Origin of the sequence: Corynebacterium ulcerans, from assembly GCF_900187135.1 — a bacterium.
GTDB lineage: Bacteria > Actinomycetota > Actinomycetes > Mycobacteriales > Mycobacteriaceae > Corynebacterium > Corynebacterium ulcerans.
The window spans coordinates 2,147,558-2,166,580 of sequence record NZ_LT906443.1; the positions used below are offsets into that span (position 1 = coordinate 2,147,558).

The window sequence follows — 19,023 nt, forward strand, 5'->3', positions numbered from 1 at the left end:
GCGGTGTGATATCTCCATGGCGGGGTGAATGTATGGGGTGTGGGTGGGCGTCGTTACGCATGTCGCCTATAGCGCCAAATCCGATCCCATTTGTCACAAACGTTTCAATTGCCACAGTGGTTTGGCTAAGGTGTTCAAGTGTGATCACGTTCGACAAAGTCACCAAGTCATATAAAACGTCTACCAGGCCGGCGCTGGATAACCTCTCGCTCACTATTGATAAAGGCGAGTTTGTTTTCCTCATCGGCCCTTCCGGCTCGGGAAAATCAACCTTCTTGCAGCTCATGATCAGAGAGGAGAACCTCACGAGCGGTGATCTCTACTTGTCCGATTTTCACGTGAATAAGCTGCATGGCCGGCAAATTAACAAGCTGCGCCAGCACATCGGTTACGTATTCCAGGATTTCCGTCTTTTGCAACAGAAGACGGTCTACGACAACGTGGCCTTTGCGCTAGAAGTTATTGGGACACGGAAAAGCCGCATTAACAAGTTAGTGCCCGAAACTCTTGAGATGGTGGGTCTTTCTGGAAAAGCACACCGTATGCCTCATGAGCTTTCCGGCGGCGAGCAACAGCGTGTGGCCGTAGCCCGCGCCTTTGTCAACCGGCCGTTGCTTTTGCTTGCCGACGAGCCCACCGGCAACCTGGATCCCGAAACCTCCGACGGCATCATGGTTTTGCTTAATCAGATCAACAAGACGGGCACAACTGTTGTTATGTCCACTCACAATGCGAGGGCCGTTAATGACATGCGTCGTCGTGTTATTGAACTGAACCTGGGCAAGCTCGTGCGCGATGATGCCCACGGTGTCTACGGCGAAGCTCAATAGGTGCAATAGGTAAGGAACCTCATGAAACTTGGATTTGTATTCCGAGAGGCCTTCCGTGGGCTCGGACGTAACATAACGATGACCATTGCGCTCATCATTACCACGGCTATTTCTCTAGCACTTCTGGCTACCGGTTTTCTAGTCACACACATGACGGAAGCCACAAAAAGTATTTATCTTGACCGCGTAGAAGTCATGGTGCAGCTGAACGAGGACATCTCTGCCAATGACAAAGATTGTGCATCAGACGCATGCAAGCAGGTGCGTGAAAAGCTCGACGGACAAGAAGGAATCGAATCTGTCACCTTCCGCAGCCGCGAGCAGTCATATCAGCGTTTTGTCGAGGTTTTCAAGGACACAGACCCGCAGCTTGTCGCAGAAACATCTAAAGATGCTCTGCCGGCGGCGCTGCACGTTCGCCTTGTAGACCCGCTAGACACCAAGCCACTTGATGCAGTCCGTGGTCTGGAACAAGTAACCACCATTGTGGATCAGGTAGATGATCTGCGTGGGGCGACGAACAACCTTGACGCTATCCGCAACGCAACGTTCATTTTCGCGGCGATCCAAGCGATTGCGGCAGTGTTCTTGATTGTGAACATGGTGCAAATTGCTGCATTTAATCGTCGTGAAGAAATTTCGATCATGCGCATGGTGGGCGCGTCTCGCTGGTATACCCAAGCCCCCTTTGTGCTTGAAGCCATGATCGCGGCGCTCTTTGGCGCTGTGCTCTCCGGAGTGGCTTTGTTTGGTGGCAAGGAATGGGTGGTGGACAAGACCCTCAAGGGTCTCTACGATTCCCAGCTCATTGCACGGGTGACGAGCTCCGACATCTGGGCAGTGGCCCCGGTTGTGGCAGTGATCGGAGTGGTCTTTGCGGCGATCACCGCTCAAATCACGCTCCGCTGGTACGTACGTAAATAACCACGCATGAGCCGCTGGCTATGAGCTGGCGCAGTAGCGTGAGAACTTTAACCTTCCACATCGAGCTGATGTGGAAGGTTTTTGCATGCGCAAGGCGGGCACAAGGTACGATCAGTGGCATTATGGCGAAGAAGAAAAAAGCTGCAAACAACAATCCTGTGATCGCGACTAACCGCAAGGCACGCCATGATTACAAGATTCTAGAGACCTACGAATGCGGCATTGTCCTCCTCGGTACAGAAATTAAATCGCTGAGAGAGGGCAAGGCCTCCCTTGTCGATGCCTTCGCCACCATTGACGAGGGTGAGGCCTGGCTCCGCAACCTCAACATCCCGATCTATTCCATGGGGTCGTGGACCAACCACAGCCCCAAGCGAACCCGTAAGCTGCTACTGCACCGCCGCGAGATTGACTCGTTGATGGGTAAAGTACGCGACGGCAACAAGACGCTTGTGCCGTTGTCCCTTTATTTTTCTGGCGGACGGCTCAAGGTGGAACTTGGCCTTGCCCAAGGTAAGCAGGATTATGACAAGCGCCAAGACATCAAGCGCAGGACCGAAGAGCGCGAAGTGGTTCGGGAGCTTGGTCGTCGCGTTAAAGGCATCCACGCATAAAATATTCCTGTCTTTGCAGCTTATCGACGTCCCCTCGACAGCACGTACCGCAGGAGGACTTGAAGCTGCTCATTGCACGGAGTAGGATGATCCAAACTACGGATATGCTGCACAGCATCCCAATCCGTAGCCGCATGAGGGGCTGATTTTGGTTTCGACTGCGTAGATTGAGCCAGGGGAAGCGTGCCGGTGCAGGCTAGAGACCACCGTAAGCGTCGTAGCAAACTGATAAGCGCCGAGAAGACTCAGCGCGACTACGCCCTCGCTGCCTAATTTGTAGCGACCTGCGTGTCTGTCAGCCTAGGTTTGTCTCTGGCCTAGTGTCTGGCATCGACTAAGAGACTTGCTGATTCCATCGTGTCAACGGGGTGGGTCGGGACTTTTACCGATGACTGGGCTCATCATCCGGATGTGTTCGTCCTAGCCGGAGAGCCGAGTAGAGATCTATGCACGGACTGCGCACGGAGAAGCCCTGGCGAGGTTGCGTAGGACCCGGGTTCAATTCCCGGCAGCTCCACCACCTACCCCGCTTACCACTTTGGTAAGCGGGGTTTTACTTATTTACCTGTAAAACACAAAATGCAGAAGATAGATGATGCGCTACAAATATCTTCATATGTGGCCCACACGTGGCATGAAGTACCTATAGAAGGCGAACCTATGGGGCGATATTTTGTTCGTCGAGTCTCGCGACATTGACGACATGTCGGCTCTGTACATTTATGTTTTCGCACCGATTTTAAGAGAGTTTTCTCACAGATGCTCGTAGTTAGTGCAGCCTTAGATGCTATGTGAATAGGTGTTGCTGTTTTCTCTGCTCACGTGATGTTTCTGCTTTGTTAGTACGGGATTGTGTGTTTGTCTGATCATTGATCCCGTTGTTTGTTCCAGCTCGTCGGCTAGAACAAAAATGCTATACCTTTGAATCAAAAGTACGACTAGAGACTGGAGCTTGCACATGCCTACAAGGAAGTCATACAGCCGTCGCCAGATTTTACAGGCCTTGGGATTCGGGGCAGGGGCTACGGCCCTTGCCGCCTGCACAACTGAGCCAACCAAAGCCGCCAGTGGTACTGGTGATCCTATTATTGATGGGATCAACAAATTTGAAGACTCCACCTACCCGGACAATAAAAAGCTCTATGAGGGCTTGGCGGATTCTCAATCCCCGCACACACTCGTGGTCACATGCTCGGATTCACGCATCGATGCGGAGACTCTCTTGTCGGCCAAGCCCGGTGAGTTGTTCCACCTACGCGATATTGCCAACATTATCCCGCATGCTAGCAAGCCGGAGTTCGGAGTTCTTGCCCCGGTAGAGTACGCGGTGTCCAGCTTGGGTGTTTCCACTATCGCTGTGATCGGACATTCCAACTGCGGAGGCATGGCAGCGCTGCAGCATCTCGATGAGTATGCAAAGAAATTGCCGGCTACTCATGATTGGTTGACCCGCTCAGAGGGAGTGCTCGCCAGCCTCGACGGTGATCGTAAAGCTGAAGATTTCTCGCTTCGTCTGGAAAAGGCTAATGCGGCGGCTCAGCTGGATAACTTGATGTCTCACGCTTTTGTGGTGGATCGGGTGAAAGCAGGTGACCTCAAGCTGGAGGCGTATCACTACGACATCGGCAAGGGTGATGTGACCAAGTTTGATCAAGAAAAAGGCATCTTTGTGGATGTCTAATTGATTTTGGTTCAATGTGCATGCTGTACGGGGCGCAGCATGCACATTGAACAATCCGGGATAACTATGCTGCCTGTGCTCTGACCTTGGGTTCCGCTGCACGTAGATCAATCCCAAACACGTGCCGGATTGTCGAGATAGCATTATGGATTGCTCTATGGCACGACGGAGTCTTAGAAAAGGCGCACATACGTCCGGGGTGCTGGGGATGTCTTGCCTTGTAATGGGTTTTCCCATTCTCGACTGTAAAACCGAATTCTTTCAGAACTAGAAGGAATTCTTTTGTATTTTGGGGCATGGGCCTGCGAGCAGGTTTCTGTGCTTTACGTGGGGGAATAGGCGCATGGGGGCGTCGATAAGCAGGCTTTGTTGTCGATTTTGTAGCGCTTTCTTCGTGTGCGTTGAGCAACGTAGCGCCGTCGGTAGTAAACCAAAAGGAAAAGTTGTCGGCATAGACAGCGATATGACGCTCTGTTTGTATCGTGGAACTAGCCTGGGCAATAAGTTCTATAGCGTGGCTATGCTCAATCCCAAGTTGCTCCAGATCGAGAACGGCACTGGGGGCAAGGGAAAAATTGTCTTTTACCGTGAGGTTGCGCTCGGTTACTGGCGCGGAGCAGAAGCGCTGTTGAAGTGCGTTTATGGATGCTGCCAGGTCTTCTTGAGAAAGGGGAGGCTCGTGTGGCGCAACCGGAGTGTGGCTGTGGTGGTCTGTCTGTGCCTCTTGGTGATCCTGAGATTTTTGAAGATCACTATGAAAGGCCACCGTGATCAGCATTGCCGCGGCGGCAATCATTAAAAGAACAACGATGACGTTAAAAAGCATGGCGTTTTTCCTTTCATACTGTGCGTATGTGCTCAGTATGAGAAACGGGTGTGACATCGATGCTTGCTTGTTGGCCTACATGTTCGAAGAAGGAGGCCGATTGTAGAGGGGTCTTTACGCTGTCCACGGGAAACGCCTCGTGCGGGGCCTTAGGCACCTCACTCCAAGAAAGTTCATTGAGTCAAACTATTATCTTCATTACTAACTCCAAAAGTGGGGAAGTGAGTGAATGCTCTACCTCTTTTGAATATCTGGGGGTAAGTAAGTTTACCCCCTTATGGGTTCAGGCTTTTGTTTTACTGGCCTGTGACCTGCATGGATAGAGAGGGGATGGGATGGCTAGATGAGGGCTATTCAAAATTCTTGTCTTTTTCTGAGGGTCTCTATAGCTTGGATCGAGTGAAAGCAAGCCTGTGCTTACTGAGGTTTGCCAATCCATCTCGATAAGGATAAGGGTCTTATGGTTTCCAGATTTACTAAGTTCGCTGCGGTTTTTACAGCGGCTGGCCTTGCATTGAGCGCTTGTAGCGATTCCGGTACTAAAGACAGCGCTACTAGCGCGCAGTCGAGTGCAAATACCGTGACCGTTCAGGACAACTACGGAACAGTCGAGATTAAAACTCCCGTTGAGCGGGTTGTTGCTACGGATAACCGCACGTTCCAAGTTTTGGATCAGTGGGGCGTAACTCCTGTTGCCGTGCCTAAGCCGATCGCCCCGTCGACCGTGCCTAACTTCCTTAACAACGATCAGATTGTGGATCTGGGAACTCACCGTGAGCCCAATCTTGAGGCAATGGTGGCTACCGACCCGGACCTGATCATCTCCGGCCAGCGCTTTTCCCAGCACTACAAAGAGATGAAGAAGCTTAACCCCGGTGTCCCTATCGTGGACTTTGAACCTCGCGACGGCGAAGCCTTTGACGCAGAACTTAAGCGCCAAGTGACGGAAATGGGCGTTATCTTTAACAAAGAAGGCGAAGCCAAGAAGCTTGTGAAAGACTTCGAGGATGCCGTTGCTCGGGCAAAGAAGGCTTACAACGGATCTGACAAAGTCATGGCTGTGAACGTATCCGGTGGCGCAATCGGCTACATCGCACCGCATGTTGGTCGTGTGTATGGTCCCGTTTTTGATCTGTTGGGTCTCAAGCCTGCGCTACAGATTGAGGGTGCCTCCTCAAACCACAAGGGTGATGATATTTCTGTCGAGGCAATCGCGGACTCGAATCCTGACTGGATTCTTGTTCTCGACCGCGATGGAGCAATCATGGCTGATGACGCAAAGTACACCCCTGCTAAAGACGTGATCGCTAAGAACCAGGCGCTGGCAGGAGTCGCTGCGGTAAAGAACCAAAAAGTACTTGTTGCTCCGCAGGACACCTACCGCAATGAGTCGATCATCACTTACACGAAGATCTTCAATTCGATTGCCGACGCTTTCGAACAGGGTAAATAACATCTGTGCCGTGTGCGGTGGACTTTATTAAAAGACTGGGGATTGCTAGCCGAGAGGTTGAGCAATCCCCGTTCTGCCGTTCATCACTGGTGTTCACTCGTAGAGCTCGATTTTTATGAAAACACATACTACGCTGACGCAGCGTTTCAATGTCCGCCTTCTTTTGGCCGCGTGTGCCGTTGTTGGCTTGCTTATAGTGTCCCTTCTCACCGGCGAATATGACATTTTCTCTGGCGGAGAAGTAGACATTTTTGGAATTACGCGGATTCCAAGGACCGTAGCGCTTGTCTTGGCAGGGGCCGCGATGTCTATGTCGGGCCTTGTGATGCAAATGATCACGCAGAACAGATTCGTGGAACCAACCACGACAGGGACTACGGAATGGGCTGGGTTGGGACTGCTATTTTGTATGCTGACGTTCCCACAAGCCAGCATTCTGGATCGAATGCTTTCTGCGGTGGTTTTTTCTTTTGCCGGAACAATGGTCTTTTTCCTTTTCTTACGCAGAGTCTCCTTGCGCTCTTCGCTGGTAGTTCCGATCGTTGGAATCATGTTGGGCGCCGTGGTTAGTTCGGTTTCTACTTTTGTTGCACTAAAAACTGACACCTTGCAGACCTTAGGTGTGTGGTTCCAAGGAAGTTTCACCTCTGTGTCTAAAGGACAATACGAGGTTCTGTGGGCGGTAGCACTAGTGGTTGTCGCGGTCTTTTTCTATGCGGATCGTTTAACTGCCACGGGCTTGGGGGAAGATATAGCAACCAATATCGGTGTCAATTACAACCGCATGGTGCTTATCGGTACGTCGCTGATCGCTCTTGCGACTGGCGTTGTCACTGTCGTCATCGGCAATCTGCCGTTCTTGGGGGCTTATTATTCCCAATTTGGTTTCTATCTTTAGGGGGGATGACCTGCGAGGAAACCTACCGTGGGTATGCCTAAGTGGGATAGGGCTGGTGACGGTCTGCGACCTCATTTCGCGCACCATCATTTCTCCTTTTGAAGTGCCGGTTTCCGTGGTGTTGGGCATGTTTGGGGCAGTTGTTTTTGTGGGGCTCATTGTGAGGCAGGTTCGACGTGGCTAGGGGACTATCTCAAAAAGTAAGAGCGCACGATCCCCAGGATTTGACTAATAATCGGCGATCCGGAGCGTTTCAGACGCGTCGGGAGCAACGGCGATATTGGATAATTCTTTCCATCGTTGTTTTTGCCGGTTTGTCCTGCGCTTTTGGTCTTTTGGTATACAAAAATCCGATGCCTTTTGGCACACAGCGTTTTTGGCTCATCGCAGAACGACGAACAAATGCCATCATTGCGATGGCCGTAGTGGCTTTTTGTCAGTCATTGGCCACGGTGGCGTTTCAAACGGTGACAAATAATAGAATTATTACACCGTCAATTATGGGATTTGAGTCGCTGTATCGTGTGATTCATACGTCGACAGTGTTTTTCTTTGGCTCTGTGGGACTTATGCAGTCGCGTACTGTGCCAATGTTCCTTCTGCAACTTGCGCTGATGATTGGTCTGTCGATGGTGCTTTACGCATGGTTGCTCACCGGCAAGAACTCTAATATGCATGCGCTGCTGCTCATCGGAATTATTATCGGCGCTGGTCTAGGTAGCCTCGCTACGTTTATGCAACGATTGCTTACCCCGAGCGAATTCGACGTGTTAACCGCACGGCTTTTCGGGTCAATCAGCAATGCAGACCCCGTGTATTTCCCGATCGCCATACCTTTGGTCCTCGTGGCTGGTGGGGCGCTTCTTGTGATGGCAAGACAGCTCAATCTGCTGCAGCTGGGACGTGAAGTAGCAATCAACGCCGGAATGAATCACAAAGTGCTATCAGTGCTCACTTTGGTACTGGTATCTGTGCTGATGGCTACCTCGACCGCGCTGGTTGGGCCTATGACATTCCTGGGTTTCTTGGTAGCTACGTTGGCGTATCAATGTGCGAATACTTTTGACCACAGGTACGTCTTTCCTATGGCATGGGCGTTGGGATTTGTGATTCTGACGTCTGCATATTTTGTGATGAACCATATTTTCTACGCCCAAGGTGTGGTCTCTATCATCATTGAACTAGTGGGCGGAATTATTTTCCTTATCGTCATTCTGAAAAAGGGGCGTCTGTGATTCAGCTAGATCACGTAGCAAAGAACTACAACAGCGAAGTCTCCATTGGTCCTGTGGATCTTGAAATTCCTCAAGGCGGTATCACAGCTTTCATCGGTCCCAACGGGGCAGGGAAGTCCACACTTTTGACGATGATCGGAAGGCTTTTGCCTATCGACGCCGGCCAGATCGCCGTAGCCGGCTACGACGTTGCAGCTACCAAATCCAAGGATCTTGCAAAGATTGTCTCCATCCTGAGGCAAGAAAATCACTTCATCACCCGGCTTACAGTGCGCCAGCTTGTCGGCTTCGGGCGCTTTCCCTACTCAAAAGGAAAGCTAACTGCTCAGGATGAGGAGATCGTTTCTAAGTACATTGATTTTCTTAACCTGCGTCCTTTAGAAAATCGCTACCTTGACCAGCTCTCAGGTGGACAGCGCCAGCGCGCGTATGTGGCTATGGTGCTGGCGCAGGAAACCGACTATGTGCTTCTCGACGAACCCCTCAATAACTTGGACATCGCACATTCCGTGGAAATGATGCGCCACCTGCGCGATATCGCACGGGACCTAGGTCGAACAGTCATAGTGGTTCTCCATGACATCAACTTTGCAGCGCGTTATGCCGACTACATTTGTGCGGTTAAAGACGGAAACGTAGCTCATTTTGGTCCAGTAGCCACTGCGATGGACAGCGAGATACTGACCCAGATATTTAATACCCCTGTACGAGTCATTGACGGGCCTGATGGTCCATTGGCTTGTTATCACTAGCGATAAAGCGCCGTAGGAATTCCTTTTCCTACGGCGCTTTGATGCTTTTTACGGCCTTGTTGATTGAACGCTGCTTAAATAATGTGTGAAAAACGTGTTCTGACCTGGCAAGTTGTGTGTTCCGCACGTGGTGTGTAACTTTATGTGAGTCGCCGCGACCGACAGCGCCCCTCACAGAGGCAAACACCACGAAGGTGATTGTGAATCAGTGAGTGTAAGGCGAGAGGAAAACAAGCAGGCGATAAACAAAAAGTATTCTTACATTCAGTACACACCAATATCGTTGGTGTGTGGGGTGTGGGTGTGTTGTTTGAGAACTCAATAGTGTGCCAATGTACTTATAAATTTATTTTATGGTTGACATGGTGATAGCTACGTTTTGTAGTTAAACAATGATGCGTTGTTGCATGATGTTTATGTGATGATCACGGTATACACAGTTTTGGCCGGCAAGTGTGGCTTGCTTGTAAAAATGTTGTGCCGAGGAAATAAGTTGTTTATGCGAAACATGGTGTGTGTTTCATGTCCATGACTCTTGTGTGGGTTGTGGTGTGGGATTCCATGTGAACAAACAATATTCACACGCATGTTGTGTGTGTGGGTGTTGGGTGGTTGTTGTGTTGTCTCGTCAAGGCATCGATGATCACTGTTTTTTGCTTTACTTTTTTCATTATTTTTTTGATGAATGATCAATAGGATTATTTTTTGTTGGTTGTTTGTTTTTTTGCCAGTTTTGGTTGGGCTTTTCACGAAGCCTGGTTGGTCTTTTTTGACTGATTTTTTGTGGAGAGTTTGATCCTGGCTCAGGACGAACGCTGGCGGCGTGCTTAACACATGCAAGTCGAACGGAAAGGCCCCTTCGGGGGTACTCGAGTGGCGAACGGGTGAGTAACACGTGGGTGATCTGCCTCGTACTCTGGGATAAGCCTGGGAAACTGGGTCTAATACTGGATAGGACCACACTTTAGTGTGTGTGGTGGAAAGTTTTTTCGGTACGAGATGAGCCCGCGGCCTATCAGCTTGTTGGTGGGGTAATGGCCTACCAAGGCGTCGACGGGTAGCCGGCCTGAGAGGGTGGACGGCCACATTGGGACTGAGATACGGCCCAGACTCCTACGGGAGGCAGCAGTGGGGAATATTGCACAATGGGCGCAAGCCTGATGCAGCGACGCCGCGTGAGGGATGACGGCCTTCGGGTTGTAAACCTCTTTCGACAGGGACGAAGCTTTTGTGACGGTACCTGTATAAGAAGCACCGGCTAACTACGTGCCAGCAGCCGCGGTAATACGTAGGGTGCGAGCGTTGTCCGGAATTACTGGGCGTAAAGAGCTCGTAGGTGGTTTGTCGCGTCGTCTGTGAAATTCCGGGGCTTAACTCCGGGCGTGCAGGCGATACGGGCATAACTTGAGTGCTGTAGGGGAGACTGGAATTCCTGGTGTAGCGGTGGAATGCGCAGATATCAGGAGGAACACCGATGGCGAAGGCAGGTCTCTGGGCAGTAACTGACGCTGAGGAGCGAAAGCATGGGGAGCGAACAGGATTAGATACCCTGGTAGTCCATGCCGTAAACGGTGGGCGCTAGGTGTGAGGGTCTTCCACGACTTTCGTGCCGTAGCTAACGCATTAAGCGCCCCGCCTGGGGAGTACGGCCGCAAGGCTAAAACTCAAAGGAATTGACGGGGGCCCGCACAAGCGGCGGAGCATGTGGATTAATTCGATGCAACGCGAAGAACCTTACCTGGGCTTGACATATACAAGATCGGCGTAGAGATACGTTTTCCCTTGTGGTTTGTATACAGGTGGTGCATGGTTGTCGTCAGCTCGTGTCGTGAGATGTTGGGTTAAGTCCCGCAACGAGCGCAACCCTTGTCTTATGTTGCCAGCACGTTATGGTGGGGACTCATGAGAGACTGCCGGGGTTAACTCGGAGGAAGGTGGGGATGACGTCAAATCATCATGCCCCTTATGTCCAGGGCTTCACACATGCTACAATGGTCGGTACAACGCGTTGCGAGCCTGTGAGGGTGAGCGAATCGCTGAAAGCCGGCCTCAGTTCGGATTGGGGTCTGCAACTCGACCCCATGAAGTCGGAGTCGCTAGTAATCGCAGATCAGCAACGCTGCGGTGAATACGTTCCCGGGCCTTGTACACACCGCCCGTCACGTCATGAAAGTTGGTAACACCCGAAGCCCATGGCCCAACCAGTTTTCTGGGGGGAGTGGTCGAAGGTGGGATCGGCGATTGGGACGAAGTCGTAACAAGGTAGCCGTACCGGAAGGTGCGGCTGGATCACCTCCTTTCTAAGGAGTTTTATTTTTCCAGCATTCACTGGTTGGTGTTTGTTGTTGTTTATTTGTAAATCCGGGTGGAGCAAAGTTGTGTGTGATTGTGTGCTGCTAATCAGATGGTGGCTGTGCATGGTTGTGTGATGGTGTGTTGTTGTGTTGTGTTGGTTGTAGGATTGTTTGTTTGTTGTGTTGGCATGCTGTTGGGTGTCTGGGATGATGCACTGTTGTGTTGATTCTTGTGGCTGCTTTTGTGCTGGTGATGGCCTTTGTGGGTTGTTGTTGGTGTGGGGTGGTTGTGTTGTGTGAGAACTGTATAGTGGACGCGAGTAATAATCTTTATTCTTTTTAGTTCTTGGTATTTTTTGTTTGCATATTGTGTGTGTTGTTTTTTAAGGGCACACGGTGGATGCCTTGGCATTATGAGCCGATGAAGGACGTGTAAGGCCGCGATAGGCCTCGGGGAGTTGCCAATAGAGCGTTGATCCGAGGGTGTCCGAATGGGGAAACCTGGCCACAGTTATGTGTGGTTACCCTTCAGTGAATTCATAGCTGTTGTGGGGGTTTACGCGGGGAAGTGAAACATCTCAGTACCCGTAGGAGAAGAAAACAATTGTGATTCCGTTAGTAGTGGCGAACGAACGTGGATGAGGCTAAACCATGTGCGTGTGATACCTGGCAGGGGTTGCGTGTGTGGTGTTGTGGGGTGTGTGCGTGAAAAAGGCTGCCATCTTTTTGCTGGTTTGTGCATGTGTTAGCGGAAGTGGTGTGGGAACGCCTGCCGTAGAAGGTGAGAGTCCTGTACGTGAAAGCATGTGTGCGCTGGTTGTGCATGTCCCCGAGTAGCAGCGGGCTCGTGGAATCTGCTGTGAATCTGCCGGGACCACCCGGTAAGCCTAAATACTTGTAATGACCGATAGCGGATTAGTACCGTGAGGGAATGGTGAAAAGTACCCCGGGAGGGGAGTGAAATAGTACCTGAAACCGTGTGCTTACAATCCGTCAGAGCCTCCTTGTGGGGTGATGGCGTGCCTTTTGAAGAATGAGCCTGCGAGTCAGCGGCATGTCGCGAGGTTAACCTTTTGGTGGGTAGCCGTAGCGAAAGCGAATCCTAACGAGGGTGTTGTTAGTGGCATGTCCTGGACCCGAAGCGGGGTGATCTACCCATGGCCAGTGTGAAGCAGAGGTAAGACTTTGTGGAGGCGCGAACCCACTTAGGTTGAAAACTGAGGGGATGAGCTGTGGGTAGGGGTGAAAGGCCAATCAAACTCCGTGATAGCTGGTTCTCCCCGAAATGCATTTAGGTGCAGCGTTGCGTGTTTCTTGCTGGAGGTAGAGCTACTGGTTGGTTGAGCGGGACTACAATCTTAGCAATGTCAGCCAAACTCCGAATGCCGGTAATGTTATAGCGTGGCAGTGAGACTGCGGGGGATAAGCTCCGTTGGTCGAGAGGGAAACAGCCCAGATCGCCGGTTAAGGCCCCTAAGCGTGTACTAAGTGGAAAAGGATGTGGGATCGCGAAGACAGCCAGGAGGTTGGCTTAGAAGCAGCCATCCTTGAAAGAGTGCGTAATAGCTCACTGGTCGAGTGGTTCTGCGCCGACAATGTAGTGGGGCTCAAGTACACCGCCGAAGCCGCGGCAGTCAACATTTTTGTTGGTTGGGTAGGGGAGCGTCGTGCATGTGGTGAAGCATTTGGGTGACCGGGTGTGGAGTGTGTGCGAGTGAGAATGCAGGCATGAGTAACGAATGAAAAGTGGAAAACTTTTCCGCCGGATGACTAAGGGTTCCTGGGTTAAGCTAATCTTCCCAGGGTGAGTCGGGACCTAAGGCGAGGCCGACAGGCGTAGTCGATGGATAACCAGTTGATATTCTGGTACCCGTGGTGATGCGACAAGTGGTGAATCAGTGGTACTAACCGCCCATTAATTGCATGTGTTCATACTTTGTGTGGGTGTGTGTGGTTGTGCGTGGGACCTTCGTTGGTAGTAGCCAAGTGATGGGGTGACGCAGTGAGGTAGCCGAGCCACTTATTGGATTGTGGTGTAAGCGTGTGGCCCGTGGCATAGGTAAATCCGTGCTGCATATAAGGGTGAGGCGTGATGCGTAGACCTTTTTGGTTGATGTTGGTGATCCTGTACTGTCGAGAAAAGCCTCTAGCGAGTGTCATTATGGCCCGTACCCTAAACCGACACAGGTAGTCAGGTAGAGAATACTAAGGCGATCGGGTGAACTGTGGTTAAGGAACTCGGCAAAATGCCCCCGTAACTTCGGGAGAAGGGGGACCATTGTTGGTGACAGACTGATGGAGCTGATGGTGGTCGCAGAGAATAGAGGGAAGCGACTGTTTATTAAAAACACAGGTCCGTGCGAAAACGTGGAAGTTGATGTATACGGACTGACGCCTGCCCGGTGCTGGAAGGTTAAGAGGACCTGTTAGATCTCTTTTGGGGGTCGAAGCGGAGAATTTAAGCCCCAGTAAACGGCGGTGGTAACTATAACCATCCTAAGGTAGCGAAATTCCTTGTCGGGTAAGTTCCGACCTGCACGAATGGCGTAACGACTTCCCTGCTGTCTCAACCACAGGCCCGGTGAAATTGCAGTACGAGTAAAGATGCTCGTTACGCGCGGCAGGACGAAAAGACCCCGGGACCTTCACTATAGCTTGGTATTGGTGTTTGGTTCGGTTTGTGTAGGATAGGTGGGAGACTGTGATACTGCGCCGCTAGGTGTGGTGGAGTCGCAAGTTGAAATACCACTCTGATCGGATTGAGCACCTTAACCTTGGCCCATGATCTGGGTTGGGGACAGTGCCTGGTGGGTAGTTTAACTGGGGCGGTTGCCTCCTAAAATGTAACGGAGGCGCCCAAAGGTTCCCTCAGCCTGGTTGGCAATCAGGTGGTGAGTGTAAGTGCACAAGGGAGCTTGACTGTGAGACTGACAGGTCGAGCAGGGACGAAAGTCGGGACTAGTGATCCGGCACCTACTTGTGGAAGTGGTGTCGCTCAACGGATAAAAGGTACCCCGGGGATAACAGGCTGATCTTCCCCAAGAGTCCATATCGACGGGATGGTTTGGCACCTCGATGTCGGCTCGTCGCATCCTGGGGCTGGAGTAGGTCCCAAGGGTTGGGCTGTTCGCCCATTAAAGCGGCACGCGAGCTGGGTTTAGAACGTCGTGAGACAGTTCGGTCTCTATCCGCCGTGCGCGTTGAAACTTGAAGAAGGCTGTCCCTAGTACGAGAGGACCGGGACGGACGTACCTCTAGTGTGCCAGTTGTCACGCCCGTGGCAGGGCTGGTTGGCTACGTACGGAAGGGATAACCGCTGAAAGCATCTAAGCGGGAAGCCTGTTTTAAGATGAGGTTTCTTTTGAGGTTCCCTCTAGACGAGGGGGTTGATAGGCCAGATCTGGAAGAGTGGTAACACTTGGAGGTGACTGGTACTAATTTACCGATAAACAACCACCTTTTGTGGTGTGTTAAATAATTGTTGTGCCTGGAGCGTTTGAAAAAGAAGAAGAGTTTTGTTGCTTGTGTTCACTGTGCAGTGTCTGACATGACACGTGTTGTGTGTTGTGTTATATAGGATGTGTTGGTGGTTATAGCGTCGGGGGTACGCCCGGTCCCTTTCCGAACCCGGAAGCTAAGCCCGATTGCGCTGATGGTACTGCACCTGGGAGGGTGTGGGAGAGTAGGTCGCCGCCAACCAAAAAATTTGATACAAACAAAAAAAGATTATGGAGAGTCTAGGTGTGATGCCTTACCCTGTGGGGTGGGTGTGGTGCTTAGACTCTCCTTCTTTTTGTGCATACCCATATTAAAAACCCCGGAAGACAGGGGGTGTTCCCTAGGGATTTTAAGAGGCTGACGGGGGTTAAGCCCTTTTTCCTAGGGAGCTTTTATACGTAGCAGCCTCTTAACAAGCAGGGGCTTTCAGACACCCAATCGCCGTGAGGATCTCTTGTCGCTCTCTGCAGTATGCAAAGCGGATCGCGTTGCTCCAGCCCACGGAAGAGTCTGTAAAAGGTTCTATTGGGATGGCTGCTACGCCTTTCTCTTGGGGGAGATCGAGGCAGAATTGGTTGCCGTTTTTATCAGTAATAGAGGAGATATCGGCGACAACGTAGAAGGCGCCGTGGGTGTCGTAGACGTTGAATCCTGCTTGGCGCAGGCCGTCGGAAAGCAGAATGCCTTTAGCTTCGGTCTCTGCAACGGTGCTGCGGATCCACGCGTCTTCATGGTCTAGCGCATAAGCGATAGCGGGCTGGAATGGGGTGGCACCGACATAGCTCATGAATTGCTTTGCTTTGAATACTGCGTCGAGTAGCGGCGCGGGGGCTAGCGCCCATCCAGTTTTCCAGCCGGTTACGTTGAACGTCTTAGCTGCGGAGGAGACCGTAATGGTGCGTTCGAGCATACCTGGAAGGCTCGCTATCGGGACATGAGAGTGGTTGCCAAAGGTGTAATGTTCATAAACTTCATCAGAGAGGACGAGGAGATCATGCTCAGCACAGACCGAGGCGAAGGCCTTGAGTGTTTGTTCACTAAAAACAGCGCCCGTTGGGTTATGAGGTGAATTGATAATCACCATGGACGTGCGAGGGGTAATAGCAGCTGTAAAAGCGTCTATGTCAAGCGTCCACGAGCGTCCATCTGGAATGAGTGGAACAGCTATACGACGCGCCCCAGCGAGCGCGATGGACGCAGCATAAGAGTCATAATAGGGCTCAAAGACGAGGACGTCTTCGCCGGGTTCTACCAGGCCCAATATCGTGGCGGAAATCGCTTCGGTTGCGCCCACCGTCACAAGGACTTCGGTATCAGGATCGTAGGAGACACCGAAGTGTCGTTCTCGGGCGCTAGCAATGGCTTGGCGCAAACGAGGAATCCCACGAGCCGGCGCATACTGGTTGTTGCCTTTAGCTATTTCTTGCTGAGCACGTTCGAGCATGGCTACGGGGCCATCGCTTTCGGGAAAGCCTTGACCAAGGTTGACTGCATGGAATTCTGCGGCCTTTGCACTCATCGTGGCAAAGATGGTTTGGCCAAATTCGTTTAGGCGCTGCACACCGGGACTATGCGTCATTAGTCGATCACCAGCAGATCAAATTTGGTTTCTTTAACGTCGTCCAACCGGGTGAGGTTTTTGTGCAATGTGTTCCACTGCTCATCAGGAATTTCCTCCACGGCGCGTTCAATAACGGTGGGATCAGTGGTAGCCCACCCGATGGGCATGGGAGAAATCTGATCCCAGGTGCCTTGGCTGTGTACAGAGCGTTGTCCTGCAACAGCGACCACCGGGACGCGTTGGCCCACGGTGCGCTCTACGCCTTCAAGATTGGTGATGTTGCGGGTAGCCAGAGCCCACGTGGGAGGAGCCTGATCATCAACATTTGCATTGACTAATGCCATGACAACAAAATCGCGGGGATTAACCTCTGCGATCATTCCTGCTGCTAAAGGATAGTTCTGGTAGAGGCTTTCTGCAGTTCCCACTTTTTTAGGAATCACGGTTATCATCGCAAAGCTAATCAGGGCCATGATCGCAAAAATTGCAAAGACTATCCCGCCAAAAGTCCCTCCTAGGGCCAAGAGCAAGGCGATACCTATGACGAGCTGTATGAGTCCAAAAAGGCCAGCTGAAAGCTGTAAGCGTTTGGTGTCCTTTAACAACTCATTATTCTTTTTGGCGTAATCGGAGTCGATAGGGAAAGAAAACTTTTGCATGATTGGTCAGGTTCCTTGGTAGAAAACGCGGAAAGCAGCCTTGGACTGCTCTTATAGCTTAACTGTCTAGACGAGGTCGGCTGCATCGATGATCCGGTATGCATAGCCTTGTTCGGCTAGGAATCGTTGTCTGTGTGCTGCATACTCACTATCCAGGCTGTCGCGGCTCACAACGCTATAGAAGTGAGCCTCTGAACCATCGGACTTTGGGCGTAACAGCCTTCCTAGCCGCTGCGCCTCCTCCTGCCGTGAACCGAAAGTGCCGGACACCTGGATGGCTACTGCGGCTTCCGGTAAGTCGATAGAGAAGTTAGCTACTTTGCTCACTACGAGAGTGGTGATGTCACCAGCGCGGAATTTGTTAAATAACTCTTCACGCTTTTTATTGCTTGTCTTCCCCTCAATCACAGGAACACCAAAACGTGTCCCGAGTTCTTCTAATTGGTCGATGTAAGCGCCGATGATGAGCGTCGGCAAGCCTTGATGGCGTTGCAGGAGCGTATCGACGGCGCGAAGCTTGGACTCCGCGCAGGCAGCAATGCGATAGCGATCTTGGTTTTCCGCCGTGGCATAGAGCATGCGCTCTTCTTCTGTCATGGTCGTGCGGACTTCAGTACACTCTGCGGTGGCGATAAACCCACGTTGTTCTAAGTCTTTCCACGGGGCGTCGTAACGCTTTGGCCCAATCAAGCTAAATACATCGCCTTCTCGACCGTCCTCTCGGACAAGGGTCGCAGTAAGACCTAAGCGTCTGCGTGATTGGAGATCGGAAGTCATTCGGAAGACTGGTGCCGGAAGAAGGTGGACTTCATCGTAGATAATGAGTCCCCAGTCACGAGAATCAAAGAGTTCAAGGGCACGGTATTCCCCTTTGGTTTTACGCGTGACCACTTGATATGTTGCGATGGTCACCGGTCGAATCTCCTTTTTCTCCCCGGAATATTCGCCGATTTCCTCTGGTGTTAGCGTTGTACGCCGTAGCAGCTCATCGCGCCATTGTCGTCCGGCTACGGTGTTGGTGACCAAAATAAGAGTAGTGGCCTGTGCTTGGGCCATGGAAGCGGCTCCCACCATGGTTTTTCCTGCCCCACAAGGGAGCACGACTACGCCGCTTCCTCCTTCCCAAAAAGAATCCGCAGCCATCTTTTGGTAGTCGCGTAGCTCCCAGTGCTCATGCTCCTGAGACAACGCAATCGGATGAGCCTCACCATCCACATAGCCTGCGAGATCTTCAGCCGGCCAGCCGACTTTGAGCAGCTCTTGTTTGAGTCGACCTCGCTCAGAAGGATGCACAACGATCGTTTCTTCATCGATCTGTGCACCTAACATGGGACGGATCTTCTTATGGCGAATCAACTCAGCGAGAATTGCCGGTTCTGCCGATTCCAGAATAAGACCATGCGCAGGATGCTTGTGCAGCCGTACTCGACCGTACTTAGACATGGTCTCGGCGACGTCGATAAGCAAAGCCTGCGGGACGGGGAATCGCGAGAATTTTTCTAATACATCGACAACGCCTTCTGCGTCATGACCTGCGGCACGGGCGTTCCATAAAGCTAAAGGAGTGATCCGATAGGTATGAATATGCTCAGGAGCTCGCTCCAACTCCGCAAAGGGGGCTAGCGCAGCTCGTGCTGCACCGGCTTGGGCGTGGTCGATTTCTAACAAAACGGTTTTATCCGACTGAACGATCAGCGGACCGTCACCAAATGCCACAGGGAAACACTCCTCAACCCTCAAGGGAAATACAGACTGTCCATTATGGCATTGAGCGACTTGGCATCCCAGCTTTTATGCA

General features: G+C 51.6%; 11 protein-coding genes, 3 rRNA genes, 1 other RNA gene and 1 pseudogene. 12 read left to right on the forward strand and 4 right to left on the reverse strand.

The window, feature by feature from the left end:
• Positions 1-140 precede the first annotated feature (140 nt).
• The 5 genes from ftsE to CKV68_RS09750 all read left to right on the forward strand — a co-directional run bounded on the left by ftsE (position 141) and on the right by CKV68_RS09750 (position 4,049).
• A complete protein-coding gene (ftsE, locus tag CKV68_RS09730; RefSeq protein ID WP_014836108.1) occupies positions 141-830 on the forward strand; it encodes a cell division ATP-binding protein FtsE in 690 nt (229 codons plus the stop codon).
• 21 nt (positions 831-851) lie between these two features.
• The gene (gene ftsX / locus CKV68_RS09735) at positions 852-1,754 is read left to right on the forward strand and encodes a permease-like cell division protein FtsX (protein ID WP_013911008.1); all 903 of its coding nucleotides are present in this window, start codon (positions 852-854) and stop codon (positions 1,752-1,754) included.
• A 122-nt stretch (positions 1,755-1,876) separates the two neighbouring features.
• Entirely contained in the window at positions 1,877-2,368 is a 492-nt protein-coding gene (gene smpB, locus CKV68_RS09740; protein WP_014836110.1) for an SsrA-binding protein SmpB, read from the forward strand.
• Between the two features lie 138 nt (positions 2,369-2,506).
• Positions 2,507-2,888: a transfer-messenger RNA gene (ssrA, locus tag CKV68_RS09745) on the forward strand.
• Positions 2,889-3,326: 438 nt separating this feature from the next.
• On the forward strand, positions 3,327-4,049 hold the full coding sequence (locus tag CKV68_RS09750; protein ID WP_095076110.1) for a carbonic anhydrase: 723 nt from the start codon (positions 3,327-3,329) through the stop codon (positions 4,047-4,049).
• Between the two features lie 64 nt (positions 4,050-4,113).
• Here the strand turns inward: CKV68_RS09750 and CKV68_RS09755 are convergent, their stop codons facing one another.
• Positions 4,114-4,875 carry a hypothetical protein gene (locus tag CKV68_RS09755; protein WP_095076111.1) on the reverse strand — a complete coding sequence of 254 codons (762 nt, stop codon included), beginning with the start codon at positions 4,873-4,875 and terminating at the stop codon, positions 4,114-4,116.
• A 460-nt stretch (positions 4,876-5,335) separates the two neighbouring features.
• Here CKV68_RS09755 and CKV68_RS09760 point away from each other — a divergent pair, with 460 nt between their 5' ends.
• From CKV68_RS09760 to rrf, 7 genes and pseudogenes are all read left to right on the forward strand, one after another.
• Positions 5,336-6,328: a siderophore ABC transporter substrate-binding protein gene (locus CKV68_RS09760; protein ID WP_014525467.1), complete on the forward strand. Its 993-nt coding sequence runs from the start codon at positions 5,336-5,338 to the stop codon at positions 6,326-6,328.
• A gap of 115 nt (positions 6,329-6,443) precedes the next feature.
• Positions 6,444-7,410, forward strand: a pseudogene (locus tag CKV68_RS09765) (ABC transporter permease).
• Positions 7,403-8,461, forward strand: coding sequence for an iron chelate uptake ABC transporter family permease subunit (locus tag CKV68_RS09770; RefSeq protein WP_013911014.1), 1,059 nt, complete (start codon positions 7,403-7,405; stop codon positions 8,459-8,461). Before CKV68_RS09765 ends, CKV68_RS09770 begins: the two are co-directional and overlap by 8 nt.
• A complete protein-coding gene (locus tag CKV68_RS09775) occupies positions 8,458-9,213 on the forward strand; it encodes an iron ABC transporter ATP-binding protein (protein WP_013911015.1) in 756 nt (251 codons plus the stop codon). Before CKV68_RS09770 ends, CKV68_RS09775 begins: the two co-directional genes overlap by 4 nt.
• Positions 9,214-9,993: 780 nt before the next feature.
• Positions 9,994-11,513 (forward strand): 16S ribosomal RNA (locus tag CKV68_RS09780).
• A 367-nt stretch (positions 11,514-11,880) separates the two neighbouring features.
• A 23S ribosomal RNA gene (locus CKV68_RS09785) occupies positions 11,881-14,966 on the forward strand.
• A 123-nt stretch (positions 14,967-15,089) separates the two neighbouring features.
• A 5S ribosomal RNA gene (gene rrf, locus CKV68_RS09790) occupies positions 15,090-15,206 on the forward strand.
• The 16S, 23S and 5S rRNA genes sit together here, the layout of an rRNA operon.
• Positions 15,207-15,414: 208 nt before the next feature.
• Here rrf and CKV68_RS09795 read toward each other — a convergent pair.
• From CKV68_RS09795 to CKV68_RS09805, 3 genes are all read right to left on the reverse strand, one after another.
• Positions 15,415-16,584, reverse strand: a complete 1,170-nt coding sequence (locus CKV68_RS09795; RefSeq protein ID WP_095076112.1) for a pyridoxal phosphate-dependent aminotransferase — start codon at positions 16,582-16,584, stop codon at positions 15,415-15,417.
• Positions 16,584-17,225 (reverse strand): DUF3239 domain-containing protein, encoded by a 642-nt coding sequence (locus CKV68_RS09800; RefSeq protein ID WP_095076113.1) that lies wholly within the window; start codon positions 17,223-17,225, stop codon positions 16,584-16,586. Before CKV68_RS09800 ends, CKV68_RS09795 begins: the two co-directional genes overlap by 1 nt.
• A 66-nt stretch (positions 17,226-17,291) precedes the next feature.
• The gene (locus CKV68_RS09805) at positions 17,292-18,941 is read right to left on the reverse strand and encodes a DNA repair helicase XPB (RefSeq protein ID WP_095076114.1); all 1,650 of its coding nucleotides are present in this window, start codon (positions 18,939-18,941) and stop codon (positions 17,292-17,294) included.
• Positions 18,942-19,023: the final 82 nt, after the last annotated feature.

Bases quoted from the DNA above. Each gene is read 5' to 3' on its own strand.
- smpB (WP_014836110.1), top strand. From the start codon at position 1,877: ATGGCGAAGAAGAAAAAAGCTGCAAACAACAATCCTGTGATCGCGACT.
- CKV68_RS09795 (WP_095076112.1), bottom strand. From the start codon at position 16,584: ATGACGCATAGTCCCGGTGTGCAGCGCCTAAACGAATTTGGCCAAACC.
- ftsX (WP_013911008.1), top strand. From the start codon at position 852: ATGAAACTTGGATTTGTATTCCGAGAGGCCTTCCGTGGGCTCGGACGT.
- CKV68_RS09760 (WP_014525467.1), top strand. From the start codon at position 5,336: ATGGTTTCCAGATTTACTAAGTTCGCTGCGGTTTTTACAGCGGCTGGC.
- CKV68_RS09750 (WP_095076110.1), top strand. From the start codon at position 3,327: ATGCCTACAAGGAAGTCATACAGCCGTCGCCAGATTTTACAGGCCTTG.
- CKV68_RS09755 (WP_095076111.1), bottom strand. From the start codon at position 4,875: ATGCTTTTTAACGTCATCGTTGTTCTTTTAATGATTGCCGCCGCGGCA.
- CKV68_RS09800 (WP_095076113.1), bottom strand. From the start codon at position 17,225: ATGCAAAAGTTTTCTTTCCCTATCGACTCCGATTACGCCAAAAAGAAT.